Annotated in this window: 11 protein-coding genes; 9 read left to right on the top strand and 2 right to left on the bottom strand. The window is 71.5% G+C overall.

The window, feature by feature from the left end; all coding sequences use genetic code 11:
* Positions 1 to 167: 167 nt before the first annotated feature.
* The 6 genes from NR112_RS09910 to NR112_RS09935 all read left to right on the top strand — a co-directional run bounded on the left by NR112_RS09910 (position 168) and on the right by NR112_RS09935 (position 8,000).
* The gene (locus NR112_RS09910) at positions 168 to 1,472 is read left to right on the top strand and encodes an MFS transporter (RefSeq protein WP_256793937.1); all 1,305 of its coding nucleotides are present in this window, start codon (positions 168 to 170) and stop codon (positions 1,470 to 1,472) included.
* Entirely contained in the window at positions 1,469 to 2,890 is a 1,422-nt protein-coding gene (locus tag NR112_RS09915; RefSeq protein ID WP_256793939.1) for an FAD-binding oxidoreductase, read from the top strand. The genes NR112_RS09910 and NR112_RS09915 overlap by 4 nt, the downstream gene beginning before the upstream one ends.
* 36 nt (positions 2,891 to 2,926) lie before the next feature.
* Positions 2,927 to 4,603 (top strand): GAF domain-containing protein, encoded by a 1,677-nt coding sequence (locus NR112_RS09920; RefSeq protein WP_256793941.1) that lies wholly within the window; start codon positions 2,927 to 2,929, stop codon positions 4,601 to 4,603.
* A 125-nt stretch (positions 4,604 to 4,728) separates the two neighbouring features.
* A complete protein-coding gene (locus NR112_RS09925; protein WP_256793943.1) occupies positions 4,729 to 5,589 on the top strand; it encodes an alpha/beta fold hydrolase in 861 nt (286 codons plus the stop codon).
* The gene (locus tag NR112_RS09930) at positions 5,586 to 6,329 is read left to right on the top strand and encodes an alpha/beta fold hydrolase (RefSeq protein ID WP_256793945.1); all 744 of its coding nucleotides are present in this window, start codon (positions 5,586 to 5,588) and stop codon (positions 6,327 to 6,329) included. Before NR112_RS09925 ends, NR112_RS09930 begins: the two co-directional genes overlap by 4 nt.
* A 96-nt stretch (positions 6,330 to 6,425) precedes the next feature.
* Positions 6,426 to 8,000 (top strand): PEP/pyruvate-binding domain-containing protein, encoded by a 1,575-nt coding sequence (locus NR112_RS09935; RefSeq protein ID WP_256793947.1) that lies wholly within the window; start codon positions 6,426 to 6,428, stop codon positions 7,998 to 8,000.
* A gap of 23 nt (positions 8,001 to 8,023) precedes the next feature.
* Here the strand turns inward: NR112_RS09935 and NR112_RS09940 are convergent, their stop codons facing one another.
* On the bottom strand, positions 8,024 to 8,323 hold the full coding sequence (locus NR112_RS09940) for a WhiB family transcriptional regulator (RefSeq protein ID WP_256793949.1): 300 nt from the start codon (positions 8,321 to 8,323) through the stop codon (positions 8,024 to 8,026).
* A 450-nt stretch (positions 8,324 to 8,773) separates the two neighbouring features.
* Entirely contained in the window at positions 8,774 to 10,291 is a 1,518-nt protein-coding gene (locus NR112_RS09945) for an amidohydrolase family protein (RefSeq protein WP_308336779.1), read from the bottom strand.
* 68 nt (positions 10,292 to 10,359) lie between these two features.
* Between NR112_RS09945 and NR112_RS09950 the strand changes: the two genes are divergently transcribed.
* The 3 genes from NR112_RS09950 to NR112_RS09960 all read left to right on the top strand — a co-directional run bounded on the left by NR112_RS09950 (position 10,360) and on the right by NR112_RS09960 (position 14,479).
* Complete coding sequence (locus NR112_RS09950; protein WP_256793954.1) at positions 10,360 to 11,781, top strand: serine hydrolase; 1,422 nt, start codon at positions 10,360 to 10,362, stop codon at positions 11,779 to 11,781.
* A gap of 79 nt (positions 11,782 to 11,860) precedes the next feature.
* Positions 11,861 to 13,450: an ABC transporter substrate-binding protein gene (locus tag NR112_RS09955; RefSeq protein WP_256793957.1), complete on the top strand. Its 1,590-nt coding sequence runs from the start codon at positions 11,861 to 11,863 to the stop codon at positions 13,448 to 13,450.
* Positions 13,451 to 13,468: 18 nt separating this feature from the next.
* The gene (locus NR112_RS09960; protein WP_256793958.1) at positions 13,469 to 14,479 is read left to right on the top strand and encodes an ABC transporter permease; all 1,011 of its coding nucleotides are present in this window, start codon (positions 13,469 to 13,471) and stop codon (positions 14,477 to 14,479) included.
* Positions 14,480 to 14,481 lie beyond the last annotated feature (2 nt).

Raw genomic sequence — 14,481 nt, forward strand, 5'->3', positions numbered from 1 at the left:
GTTCGCGGCGGTATCGGCGTTCACGGTGCGCGCTTGCGTACTAGAGGTTTCACCTGTGCAGCTGCGCCATCGATGGAGGAACTGTCCATCGTGGCGCACCCCCGGGCTGCGTAGCGTCGGCCTCGATCGAGCGGCGACGAGGCCGCCCACCGAGCCAGGAGCTTCCCATGGCGCTGAGCGAGACCCCTGTCCCCGTCCTCTCCGAGGCCCCCGACACCCCACCGGCCGCCGACGCTCCTGCTGCCGCGGCCCCCAAGCTGCGCCGGATGTCGTTCGGCCTCCTGCTCGTCTACGTCGCGATCCTCGCGGTGAACTCGGGGGGCGCCGGCATCCTGCTGCCGAACATCGTGGCGCGGCTCGACGAGGCGAGCAAGATCGGGAACCTCGCCATCGTCACCACGGTGGCCTTCATCGCCAACATCTTCGCCCAGCCCGTCGCGGGTGCCCTGTCCGACGCGACCCGGTCGCGTTTCGGGCGCCGCACGCCGTGGATGGTCGGTGGCGCGCTGGTCACGAGCGGCTTCCTCATCGGTCTTCCTCTGGCGCAGTCGGTCCTGGGCGTGGCCCTCGTGTGGCTCGCCGTCCAGGTCGGCGTCAACGCCATCCAGGCCGCGGCGACGGCTCTCGTGCCCGACCGCTACCCCGCCTCCCGTCGCGGCGGTGTCTCGGCGATGATCGGAGTCGGGATCACGATCGGCAACGCCGTGGGCGCCGTCGTCGCCGGCGGCACCGCTTCCAGCGGGAGGCTTCCCTACGCGATCCTCTCGGCGTTGGTCCTCGTCATCATCGCGGTCTTCGTCCTGGTGAACCGCGAGGAGTCGAGCACCGACCTGCCGCGGCAGCGGACGACCGCCACGGAGTTCCTGCGTGGGTTCTGGGTCGACCCCCGCCAGCACCCTGACTTCGCGTGGGCGTTCGGGTCGCGCTTCCTCATGGTCATCGGCTTCTACGGCGCACAGACCTACGGCCTGTACATCCTGCGCGACTACATCGGGCTCAGCGACGCCGAGTCCAACTCCTTCGCCGCGACGATGGGTGTCGTCCTCCTCTTCGGCGTCCTCCTCTCGGCGGTCGTCAGCGGCTGGCTGTCCGACCGGGTGGGACGACGCAAGCCCTTCATCGTGTGGTCGTCGGTCGTCATGTCGATCGCGCTCGCCATCCCGCTCTTCGTGCCGACGACGCAGGGCGTCCTGGCCTACGCGTTCCTGCTCGGGCTCGGGTTCGGTGCCTACGTCTCGATCGACCTCGCCCTCATGACCGAGGTGCTGCCGGCTCGACTCCAGGGCGCGAGCAGCGCAGGCCGCGACCTGGCCATCCTGGGCCTGGCCACGACACTCCCGCAGGCGATGAGTCCCTCCATCGCCGCGGGCCTGGTGACCCTCACCGGCGGCTACCCCGTGCTGTTCGTCGCCGGCATCGTGTTCGTGATGCTCGGGGCGCTGGCCGTGCGGCCGATCAAGGCAGTGCGATGACCGTCGCGTCCCTGCCCGACGTGGCGGGCCACCCGGGCACCCCCGGGGCTCCCGACCTTCGTGTGCTGGCGCACCAGCTGCCGGCAGGCACGCTCATCACCGACCCGATGTCGGTGCAGCGGTACTGCCATGACGAGGCCGAGTGGGCGCCGTGGGCGGCCCCCCTGGCGGTCGCCCGCCCGGCCGATGCGGAGCAGGTGCGCGCGATCGTCCGGTGGTGCCTCGTGCACGAGGTCCCCATCGTGCCTCGGGGGGCCGGCACGGGCTTGTCCGGCGGCGCCAATGCCGTGGCCGGCGGGATCGTCGTCAGCTTCGAGAGGATGACGGCGGTGCTGCGGATCGACCCCGTCGAACGCCTCGCGGTGGTCCAGCCGGGCGTCGTCAACGACGACCTGCGTGCGGCCTGTGCCGAGCACGGCCTCTGGTACCCGCCGGACCCGGCCAGCTCGCCCTGGTCGACCATCGGCGGCAACGTCGCGACCAACGCCGGCGGAGTGTGCTGCGTCAAGTACGGCGTCACCGGCGACTACGTCCTGGCCCTCGAGGTGGTCACCGGCACCGGCGAGCTGGTCCGCCTCGGCCGCGAGACGGCCAAGGGGGTTGCGGGCTATGACCTCGTGTCGCTGCTCGTCGGCTCCGAAGGCACGCTGGGGCTGGTCACGGAGGTCACCGTGCGGCTGCGTCCGGCTCGCCCACCGGAACACACGATCGTCGGCTTCTTCGACTCGCTCGTGGCGGCCGGTGAGGCTGTCGCCGCCGTGGCCCGTGCCGGTGCGGTCCCGTCGGCACTGGAACTGCTCGACCGTCACTGTCTCACCGCCGTCAACGACTGGAAGAACCTCGGCATCGAGGCCGACTGCGAGGCCATCCTGCTCGCCCGGGTCGACGGTCCCGGTGCTGCCGGCATCGCCGAGGCCGAGTCGGTGCTGGCCTGCTTCGAGGGCTCGGGGGCCACGTGGGCCGCCCGGTCGGAGGACGACGCCGAGGCCGACGCGATGTTCGCGGCGCGGCGACTCGCCTACCCGGCGCTCGAGCGGCTCGGGCCGGTCCTCACCGAGGACGTCTGCGTCCCCGTGGGGCGGGTCCCGGACATGCTCGCTCGGGTGCAGGCGATCGGGGAGCGACACGACGTCCTCATCGCCAACATCGCCCATGCCGGGGACGGCAACCTGCACCCGCTCATCATCACCACACCGGGTGACGAGGCCGCGCAGGTGCGGGCGCAGGCCGCGTTCGCGGAGATCATCGCCGAGGCCCTGGCCTGCGGCGGCACGGTGACCGGAGAGCACGGCGTGGGCCTGCTCAAGCGCGATGGGCTCCAGGCCGAGCTGTCCCCGGTCGTCGTGGAGATGCACCGCTCGATCCGTCGGGCCCTCGACCCCCGGGGGCTGCTCAACCCGGGAAAGGTCATCGCCTGACGGGTGCCCCGACCTGCCATGGGTCAGGATGGGCCTGTGGGCGGAGGAGACGACGACGTCGCGCAGTCGGTGGCCGAGCTCCGCCGTCGCGCCGACGAGCTCGCCGTCCTCAACGACCTCGCCCGTCGACTCGCGGCCTTGCACGACACCCGCGAGGTGCTCGACGAGGTGGCACGGCAGGCGCGACGGCTGCTCGGCGTCGACGTGGCCTACATCATGCTGCTCCGCGCCCAGCTGCTGAGGATCGAGGTCGTCGACGGTGCGATGGGCGCGGCGATGCGCGGCATCGAGCTCGAGTCGGGGCAGGGTCTCGGGGGTCAGGTCCTGGCGACGGGGCGCCCGGTGGCGAGCGAGCGCTACCTCGAGGACACCCGGTTCCCCCACGGCGAGGGCACCGATGCGGCGGCACTGAGCGAGCAGCTGGGCGGCATCCTGGGGGTTCCGCTCGTCGTCGGTGACGACACCCTCGGGGTCCTGCTCGCCGCAGATCGTCGACCACGCTCGTTCGGCGACCGTGACGTGGAGCTCCTCGCCGGACTGGCGGCCCACGCCGCCCTCGCCCTGCGCACCGCCGACCTCTTCGACCGGGAGCGCGCCGCCGCGGCCGAGCTGCGGTCGACGAACGAGACACTGAGGGCGGTGAGCGAGAGCCGCCAGCGCGCGAGCGACCTGCGCGACGTCCTCAACGACATCGTGATCCGGGGAGAAGGGGTCGCCGCGGTCGTCACGGCGCTCGAGCGGTCGGCCGGTCTGGTCGTGCAGGTCCGCGACGCCGAGGGGCGCGCCCTCGCCGGTGCCACCCCTGCCGACGGCGGCCTCGTCGTGCCGGTCGACCTGCCGAACGGCCACGGCGGCGACCTCGTGGCCGCGCCGACGGCCGAGGACGACGAGGAGGCACTGCGCCTGCTGCGCATCGGCGCCACAACCGTGGCGGTGCTGCTCGCCTCCGAGCGGTCGGTGGCCGAGGCCGAGCTGCGTACCCGCGGCGAGTTCATCCACGCCCTGCTCTCCACCCACGCCGACGAGACGAGCCTGCTGCGCCGGGCCCGGGCCCTCGGCATCGACCTTCAGGCCGTGATCGCCGTGGCCGTCGTGGACGCGGAGCCCGTGGGCTCCGCGGCAGCCACCGCGTTCGCCACACGGCTCGCCTCCGAGCTGGGTGGATGGTCGGCTGCCCATGCCGGCCAGGTCGTCGTCCTCCTCCCCACCACCGTCGACCGCGCCCGTGAGACGGCCACGCGACTGGCCGGTCAGGACGCCGCGACCCCCACGACGGGCCTCGCCGCCGGAGTGGGCGGCCCGCAGGGGGTCCGGTCGGCCCACGAGGAGGCGCGGCAGGCCGCGGCCCTGCTCATCGCCCTCGGCCGTGCCGGATCCTGCGCCGCCAGCGACGAGCTCGGGCTCTACCGCTCGCTCTTCAGCAGCTCAGGGCGAGCGGGGCTCACGACGTTCGTGCAGTCCACGGTGGGCCCGCTCCTCGCCTACGACCTCGAGCACCAGCGCGACCTCGCCCTGACCCTCGAGACCTACCTCGAGCAGGCCCGTCACCACGCCCGCACCTGCGCGGCCCTGCACATCCATCCCAACACCCTGTACCAGCGGCTCGAGCGTGTCACCGAGGTGCTCGGCCCGCGCTGGAAGGAGCCGGACCAGGCCCTCGAGCTCCAGGTCGCCTTGCGCCTGCACCGCCTCCTGGCCGGCCCTGCGGGTTGACGTCGTCGCTTCCGCCTGGTCCACATCTCCACCTTCGACCGTGCGGCACGGAGGAGATCTCCATGGTTGCAGGGTTGCTCCCCGGCTAGCGTCGGGTCACCGCACCCGACAGGAGCCAAGACGGTATGCCGACCTTCCGCACCACCGATGACGTCACACTCTCGTACACCGATGACGGAGAGGGACCTCCGGTCGTCCTCGTGCACGGCTACACGGCGCCCGCCACGTCGTGGGCGCTCACCGTCGACGCCCTGCTCGACGCGGGCTACCGCACGATCGCCTTCGACCGGCGCGCCCACGGCGAGTCCGAGACGCCCGCGCACGGCCAGCGGATGGCCCGTCACGGGCGCGACCTGGGCGAGCTGCTGGACCACCTCCAGCTCGACGACGTGGTTCTCGTCGGAGCCTCCATGGGCGGCAACACCGTGTGGGCCTACGTCGACCAGTTCGGCCCGGCCCGGCTCAGTGCGGCCGTCATCGTCGACCAGACGCCGAAGATGCTCAACGACGACGGATGGCACCACGGCTTCTACGGCTACGAGCCCGCCAACGCCGGGACGCTCTTCGCCGGAGGCGTGCCCGACACCGGACGAGGTCGCACCGTGGACCGGTCTGCTTCGCAGATGCTCCGCCTCGTGGAACGGCTCGGCGCACCGCCGGCGTTCCGCGACCCCTCAGCCCCCGAGACCCTGCCGCTGCTCGCCGACCACGCGCGGCAGGACTGGCGCGACGTCGTGCGGCGCTTTCCCCTCCCGCTGTTGATGCTCGCCGGGCGGGAGAGCCAGATCTGGCCGTGCGAGCACGCAGCAGCCGCCATCGCCGACGCTCCGCGCGGGCGCGCCCTGGTCATCGAGGATGCTGGGCACGCCATCAGCTTCGACCAGCCCGACCGGTTCAACGAGGCACTGCTCGACTTCCTCAGAGAGGTCGACGCCACCACCTCCGTGGTGCCCTCCCCCGCGCACGAGGCCACGGACGCCCGGTGAGGCTCGCGACGCAGCGGCACGGCGACGGCCCACGACAGGTCGCGCTCGTCCACGGCCTCAGTGCCGACGGTGGGCTCTGGGGCGGGCTGACCGAACGACTGGTCGCGGCAGGGGGCACCACGGTGACCACGGTCGACCTGCGCGGGCACGGCCTGAGCGACCGGTCCGACCTCTACACCCTCGACGCCTTCGCCGACGACCTGGTCGAGACCCTTCCGACAGGCCTCGACCTCGTCGTCGGCCACTCCCTCGGTGGCTCGGTGCTCGAGCGGGCCGTGGGCCGGCTCGCCCCGGTCCACGCCCTCTACCTCGACCCCGGATTCCGTCTGGCGCTCCCCACGCGCGGGCTCGCCGGGCGACTGTTGTGGTTCCTCGCTCCGGTGACGCTCACCGTCGCGGCGCTGGCGCAGAAGCGTCGCAGCCGTCGTCGGCCGCCCCTGTCGCCGTCGGATGCCAGCCTGCGGGATGCGGCCCTCGCCCGGTTCGACCGGCGGATGACCATCGACGTGTTCCGCGATGTCGCCCATCATCCGGCTCCCGTCGCGGCACCGGCGGTCCCCTCCACGATCCTGCTGTCCGACGACGCCCCGACCGTGCTGGCCGACGCGACGAGCGAGCGTCTGGCCGCCCTCGGCTGGGAGGTGCGCCGGTTGCCGGGAGTGGGTCACGACTTCTGGCTCGAGGACCCCGAGCGCACTCTGGACGCCGTGCGCGACCTTCTCGTCGGCGAGCCCGCCTAGTCACAGCCCTCCGGATTCTGCTGGACGTCGCCAGAGCGCCGACCTGCGGGGGAGTCGGCCAGCCAGGATGACCCGACGGTTTGTACCGTGGGTCCCGTGCCGATCATCGCGCTGGACGAGGCGGACGCGACCTGCGGTGGAAAAGCACTGGGTCTGGGGCTCCTGTCCCGTTCGGGTTTCAACGTCCCGAACGGGTTCGTCGTCGTGGGCGACCTGGACGCGCTGGCCCTGGGTGCTGTCGTCGATCGGCTGGATGCGCCCATGGCGGTGCGCTCCTCCGGGCTGCTGGAGGACTCGGCGACTGCCTCGTTCGCCGGACAGCTTCAGACCGTGCTGGGCGTCGTGGGCAGCGCCGAGGCTGCTGCGGCGATCCTGGCGTGTGGTCGGTCAGGTACCGCCGACCGTGTCCGCGCGTATGCGGCGCGGGCCGGGGCGGCCACCCCTCCACGGGTCCCCGTCGTCGTCCAACGGCTCGTGGCCGCTGAGGTCGCGGGGGTGGTGGTCACCCAGGACCCTCGCACCGGCCTCGACGACGTCGTGATCGAGGCGGCGTGGGGTCTGGGTGGGTCGGTGGTCGACGGCCAGGTCGTGCCGGACCGCTTCACCGTCTCTGCGCTGGGAGCGGTCGAGGGGTCCGTGGGGTCGAAGGCGACCCGCCTGGACTGGCGCGACGGCGAGCTGATCCGCAGCGCCGTCCCCCCGCGGGAGCGGCGCCGAGCGGCACTGACCGACGCCCAGATCCGCGAGATCGCCCGGACCGCTCGGGAGGCGCACGGCGCCTTGGGTTGTCCGCTGGACATCGAGTGGGCCATCTCCGGCGACACCCTGTGGCTCCTCCAGGGCCGTCCCATCACCACGGCGTCTTCACCACCCGGGTCGCCTGCGGCCCGGCCGGCCAGCATCGTCCTCGTCAGCGGCGTCGGGTGCAGTCCGGGCCGGGTGAACGGCGTCGCCCGTGTCGTGCACGGCCTCGACGAGTTCACGCGGGTGCGGCCCGGTGACGTCCTCGTGTGCCGCACGACCGACCCCGCCTGGACGCCCTTGTTCAGCGTCGTCAGTGCATTCGTGACCGAGAAGAGAGCAACCATGGCGCACACTTCGTCACCGGACTTGTTGACCCTGCATGCCTTGCGGCTCAAGGGTTTTGCCGAAACCGTCGTCCTCGCAGACCGGTTCGGCCTCGACGCCGGGGCCACCCAGGAGGTGTTGCAGGACTACGCGGCCAAGGGCTGGGTCACGTCATCGTCCTTCGGTGACCTGTCGGGCTGGTCCCTCACCGAGGCCGGCCGCCGCGTCAACGAGGACCAGCTCGCCCATGAGCTCGACGGCGTCGGCAGCCGAGAGGAGCTCGCTCACGTGCACGACGCGTTCCTCCCGTACAACGCGACGGTGACCGCGGCGTGTTCGGCGGCCCAGCTCAGCCCGTCGTCGGTGACCTACGAACGCGTCAGAGAGCAGCTGACCGATGTCACGCCAGCACTCATGGCGCTCGAGGCCGACCTCACCGCCCGCCTGACCCGGTTCGCCGGATACCACCGACGGTTCAACGTTGCGCTCTTCAGGGCCGACGATGATCCCAGGTGGCTCACCGCCACCGAGCTCGACTCCTGTCACCGGGTCTGGTTCGAGCTGCACGAAGACCTGATCGCCACGCTGGGCATCACACGCTGAGCGCCGTCGACCACGCGCCGTGCCTACCGGGTCTGCGAGGCCATTCCCGAGCGCAGAGCAGACTTCCACGACGCGATGTCCGGGCGCTTTCGGAGCAGCGCTCGGCGCTCCCGCTCGGTCATGCCTCCCCACACACCGAACTCGGTCCTGCTGTCCAGGGCCTCTGCCAGGCACTGCGCGAGGACCGGACACGTCTTGCAGACCGCCTTCGCGTCATGCTGGGCCTTGCCCCGGACGAACAACGCCTCAGGGTCCTGGCTGGCACAGCTGGCCTCCCTGGCCCACTCGTCCACCCACAGATCCACCGTTGCGACAGCACTCATGACAACCATCCCTCCCCCGGCCCGGCGCCTCCCATGACCACCGAACCGACCCGGACCGTCCCACCGGCCCCGGCCATTCAGGCCCTCAGGCCCAAGAAAGACACTACGAGCGCAGGCGCCTGTTGCGACATAGCCTCCGCGTATGGGTTCGCGCAAGATCTGCGCAAGGGATGACGGCGACGGTCGTCGGTGGTGTGGACGGTCGAACGACCCTCTCGCACGAGCCGGTGGCGATCCGCGCGGCGGTTCGGTCGCTCCACATCCGCAGTGGATCCGCTCGGGACCAGGTGTCCCCGGTCATGACGTCGGTGACGGTCGGCTGACGGGCGGGAGCCCTTCAGGGCGCCAAGACGCACCTCGCGCTTCCCGTGTACTCGCCGAGGCTCGCCTCGCCCCGGCCACGTGTACCGCGATGTCCGCCCACGGCACGGCTCCGCTGCGTCGGAGCGTTCAGGCGAGAGCGGCAACGATGGGACGGCCGGGGAAGGCGCCGACGTCCATGGCGCCGTCGCGCACCACGAAGGTCCCGTCGACCAGCAGGTGTCGCACTCCCACGGAGGGCCGCGTCGGGTCGACGTAGGTGGCGCGGTCGCTGATGGTGGCTGGGTCGATGACCACCAGGTCGGCATCCGCGCCGACGTCGAGCCAGCCCTTCGTCCGTGCGGCGGGCGCGAAACCGGCGACCACCTGCGCGGGCAGGTAGGAGCAGCGTCGGAAGGCCTCCGCCCACGACCACGCCTCGGTCTCGACGACCATCCGCCGAAGCGAGCGGGAGAACGTCCCGGCGGTGCGCGGGTGCGTCTGCCCGCCCTCGGGGAGCGGCCACTCGCGGCTGTCGGTCGAACCGTCCGGCCACTCCACGTGCATGGCATCGCTGGCGACGATCGAGTCCGGGAAGGCGAGCGCTCGCTGGAGCAGCGCGGCGTCCTCGGGCCTGTCCTCGTCGAGGAAGGAGACGACGCAGACGGCGCCGGGATCGGTCGCACGCAGCTCGGCCAGCCGGGCGACCGAGGCGATCTGCTCGCCGGTCGCGACGAGCCTGAGCGACGCCGGCTGCAGACCCCAGGCGTCGAGCCGTTCCGGGGCGAGGAAGTAGGCGCCGATCGCGGTGCTGCCGGCGCCGTACGGGTAGGCCTCGACGGTCACCCGGGATCCGTTGCTCCGCGCCGTGTCGAGCAGGCCCAGCACCCGGTCGACGTGACGGCGGGAGGTGCTGTTGACGTGGCAGTGGTGCATCGACGCACCGGTCTCGGCCGCAGCCCGGACGATCTCGAACGAACCATCGATCGGCGTGGTCGGGTCGGCCTCGATGATCTCGCGCACATGGGTGAAGGTCGCGGTGCCGGTCCGCGCCGCGAGGCGGGCGACGTCCAGGAACTCGTCGGGGTCGGTCCGCGGGGCGTAGCCCATCAGGACCCCGATGCCGAGCGCTCCGGCCTCGAGCTCGGACTCGAGCAGCCGCAGCCAGGCGGCGCGTTCGGACGGCGAGGACGATCGCTGCCACGCCGGGTCGCCCAGCCTCTTGAGCGACGCGTGGAGATCGGCCGCCGGCGTCGCTCCCAGGTGCACCGCGGCGCGGGCGTCGCCCCAGGAGGCCGAGAAGCCGTAGTGCAGAAGGCGTCCGTCGGCGGCCGCACGTGCGTAGGCCCTCCTGACCGGCATGAGCCCCGCCTCGAGGTCGAGGGTCGTCGTGACCCCGTCGAGCGCCTGCAGCCGCTGGCCCGCGATGGAGTGGACGTGGCTGTGCAGGTCCACGAAGCCTGGACCGACCACGAGTCCGGTCACGTCGACGACGGTGGCCCCCTCCGTCGCGAGGGACGGAGCGACGGCAACCACCGAGCGTCCGTCCACCGCCACGTCGGCTACTCGTTCGGTCCCGGAGCGCGGGTCGATCACGCGCCCGCCGCGGAGAATCAGCACCTCCTCAGCAAACACCGTCCCCGTCGCAGCCTCACTGGCGAATCGCACAAACTCGCGTAGCGGTTGCTGTCCGATCGAACGAACACTCGCGTCGGCGAACCGCTTACGGTGCCGTTATGTCAACACAGGACAGCCCACTGGGCACCGACGCGCCGCAGGCTGCCGCCACCTGGCTCGCTGAGAACTTCGCGGACCTCGTCACGGAGCACGGGGTCCCCGGAGCGACGATCGCCGTGCTGGCGGGAGGGGAGGTCGCGACCGCCGCCGGCGGCGTCACGAGCCTCGCCACCCAGGTGCCGGTCGACTCCGAGACCGTCTTCCAGATCGGCTCCATCACGAAGATCTGGACCACGACACTCGTCCTGCAGCTCGTCGACGACGGGCTGCTCGACCTCGACCAGCCGCTGCTCGACTACCTGCCCGAGCTGGTCATCGGTGACATGGAGGCCGCCAAGGCCCTCACCACGCGCCACCTGCTGACGCACACCGCCGGCTTCGAGGGCGACATCTTCACCGACACCGGCCGCGGCGAGGACGCCATCGAGAAGTACGTCGCCACCCTCACCGACCTCCCCCAGCTCTTTGCGCCGGGGGAGACCTTCTCCTACAACAACACCGGGTTCGTCGTGCTCGGCCGCCTCATCGAGGTCCTCCGGGCGAAGCCGTACGACGAGGTCCTCCTCGAGCGCATCGCGGCGCCCCTCGGTCTCGACCGCGTCAGCCCGAGCCCGTACGAGGCGATCCGGCACCGTGCCGCCACCGGTCACGTCGCCGGTGAGGACGGGGAGCTGGCGCCCGCAACCTCCTGGGCGCTGGCGCGCTCGAACGCTCCCGCGGGGTCGATGCTGGCGATGACCCCCACCGACCTGCTCGGCTTCGTGCGGATGCACCTCGACCGCGGCGTCGCGCCCGACGGCACCCGTGTGCTCAGCGCCGAGTCGGTGCAGGCGATGCAGACCCGCGAGATCGACCTCCCCCGCCTCGCTGGCATGGGCGACGCCTGGGGCCTCGGCTGGGAGCTGTTCGACGCGCCCCAGGGTGCCGTCGTCGCCCACGACGGCGGCACCATCGGCCAGGCGGCCTTCCTGCGAGTCGTCCCCGAGGCGGGCGTCGCCATCGCGATGCTCACCAACGGCGGCGACGTGTTCGGTCTCTTCAACGACGTGGTCGCCACGCTCCTCACCCGGCTCACCGGCGTGGAGCTGCCGGCCCGCCCGACCCCACCGGCAGACCCGCAGCAGGTGGACGTCAGCCGCTACCTGGGCCACTACGCCGACACCATCTACGACATCACCGTCAGCCAGGACCAGGACGGCCGGGTCTGGCTCGACCGGCAGCCCAAGGACATCCACGCCGAGATCGGTGAGAAGCCGATCCGCTTCGAGCTCGTGCACCTCGTCGACGACAGCCTCATCACCGTCGAGGACTACCGCGGCATCCACGTCGTCTTCGCCTTCATCGGCTCGGTGACGAGCGCGTCGGGCGCCGACCAGGCGAAGTACGTCCACTACGGCCGTGTGGTCGCCCGCGTCGAGTGACGCGGCACCGGTCGAACCAGCTGAACCCATCCGCATGTCACAGCCCCACCCGAAGCAGCCCGAAGAAAGAGGAACGCCCATGAGGCCGGTCCGCTCGAGCGCCATCCTGGCGCTCTCCCTCTCCGTGGCCACTGTCGGCCTCACCGCCTGCGGTGGGTCCGACGGCGGCTCGAGCGCCAGCACGTATGCCGCCGGCAAGACCTTCACGATGGCGCTCTCCGCAGACCCCGGGGCGCTCGACCCCCAGGGCAGCGCGTCGAGCCCGCTCTTCCAGGTCAGCAAGTTCGCCTACGACAGCCTCGTCTCCGTGGATGCCAAGGGCCAGGTCACCTCCGGCCTCGCGTCGAAGTGGTCGGTCAACGGCAAGACGGTGACGTTCGACATCGCACCCAAGGTCACGTGCGCAGATGGTGCGGCGTTCACGGCGCAGACCGCGGCCGACAACATCAGCTACGTCGAGGACCCGAAGAACAAGAGCCCGTTCCTCGGGGTGTTCGTGCCGGCAGGTGCGACGGCCAAGGCCAGTGGCAGCACCCTCACGGTCACCCTCGCCTCCGCGTCGCCCTTCGTGCTGGACTCGTTCGCCAACCTGCCCATGGTCTGTGACTCCGGCATGAAGGACCGCGCCTCGCTCAAGGCCGGCACGGCCGGCACCGGTCCCTACACGCTCAAGGAGGCCGTGCCCGGGGACCACTACACCTACGCGATCCGCACCGGCTACACGTGGGGCCCGGCCGGCGCGACGACCGCCACGACGGGCATGCCTGCCACGATCCAGGTCAAGGTCGTGCCCAACGAGACGACGGCCGCCAACCAGCTCCTCTCCGGCGCGCTCAACGCGGCAGCGATCCACGGGCCGGACGCCGCCCGTCTCGAGGCGGCCAAGCTCGACCACGACGACGCCCAAGCCATCGTCGGCGAGCAGTGGTACAACCACGACAAGGCCCACGCCACCTCTGACCCGGCCGTTCGGCAGGCCCTGACCCAGGCGCTGGACCTGGCCCAGCTGCAGAAGGTCATCACCTCCGACCGTGGCGGCCCGGCGACCCAGCTCGCCGTCGTCGCGCCGGCCGCCTGCACCGGCTCGTCGGTCGAGGGCAACGTCCTCGGCTCGGACGTGGCCGCCGCCGGGGCGGCGCTCGACGCCGCCGGCTGGGTCAAGGGCGCCGACGGCATGCGCGCCAAGGCCGGGAAGCCGCTGTCGCTCTCCTTCCTCTACGACGCCTCGCTCGGCTCCGGCGGCAGCGCCGCGTCCGAGCTCGCCGTGGACGCGTGGAAGAAGCTCGGCGTCGCCGTCAAGGCCAAGCAGCTCGACGAGACCGGCATGGTCAACGCGATGTTCGGCACCGGCGACTGGGACCTCGCCTGGGAGCCGCTGAACCTCAACACGCCTGAGCAGGGTGTGCCCTTCTTCTCCGGGCCCGCCGTGACGGATGGCGGCAACAACATGTCGGGCATCACCAACGCGGACTACTCCGCGAGCGTCCAGAAGGCGATGGGCAAGGTCGGCGCCGACAGCTGTCCTGACTGGCTGGCTGCCGAGGCCGCGCTGTTCAAGGCCAACGACGTGGTCCTGTTCGCCAACAGCCTGTTGCCGTTCTTCAGCAAGGGCGCCGAGATGGACGTCCTCGGCAGCATCGTGCCCACCAGCATCCGGATGCTCGGCTGATCGGGAAGTGACCGCGAGATGACAACACTGACACCGGCAGCCGCTCCGCCCCGGTCCGTCCCGAAACCACAGGGCCGGCTGGGTGGGAGGTGGACACGCTTCGCGCTCCGTCGTACGGGGCGGCTGCTGGTGTCGCTGTGGGTGCTCGTCACCGTGTCGTTCCTGATGATCCACCTGGTCCCGGGCGACCCGGTCCGAGCGGCCCTCGGGATGACGGCCCCGACCGAGCTGGTCGAGGCCAAGCGACAGGCGCTCGGCCTCAACGACCCACTGCTGACGCAGTACGTGCACTACCTCGGCAACCTGCTCCACGGCGACCTGGGCGAGTCGATCACGACCCAGCTACCCGTCTCGGAGACGATCAGCCAGCGGCTTCCCGCCACGGCCTCCCTGGCTGTCCTGGCGTTCCTCGTCGCCATCGCGGTCGCCGTCCCGCTGGGCGTGACCGTCGCGGTCGCGACCAGGCGCGGCCGGCGCCGCCGCACGGAACTGGCGTTCGCCGGTGGCAGCGTCGTGCTCGGCGCGATCCCCGACTTCCTCGTCGGCGTCGCCCTCGTCGCCGTGTTCGCGGTCGGCCTCGGGTGGTTCCCCGTCGCAGGCCGAACCGACGCCTCGTCGTACGTCCTGCCGGTGCTGGCCCTGGCCATCGGTCCGGCGGCCGTTCTGGCGCGCATCGTCCGCGTCGAGATGCTCGCGGTGCTGGAGACCGACTACGTCCGCACGGCTCGGGCGAAGAGACTGCCCGCCCGACGCATCTACCTCAGGCACGCGCTTCCGAACGCGGTCACGGCGACGCTCACCCTCGGCGGCATGTTGTTGGCCTCGATGGTCGCCGGCACGGTCCTCGTCGAGAACGTCTTCTCCTGGCCCGGGCTGGGCAGCACGATCGTCCAGTCGATCGTCACCAAGGACTACCCGGTCGTGCAGGGCACGGTCCTCGTCTACGGGCTCGGTGTGCTCGTCATCAACACCCTGGTCGACGTCGCGCTCGCCGTGCTCGACCCCCGTTCCACGATCGGTGAGCTCTAGTC

The sequence above is a fragment of the Terrabacter sp. Ter38 genome (assembly GCF_024519435.1).
Taxonomy (GTDB): domain Bacteria; phylum Actinomycetota; class Actinomycetes; order Actinomycetales; family Dermatophilaceae; genus Terrabacter.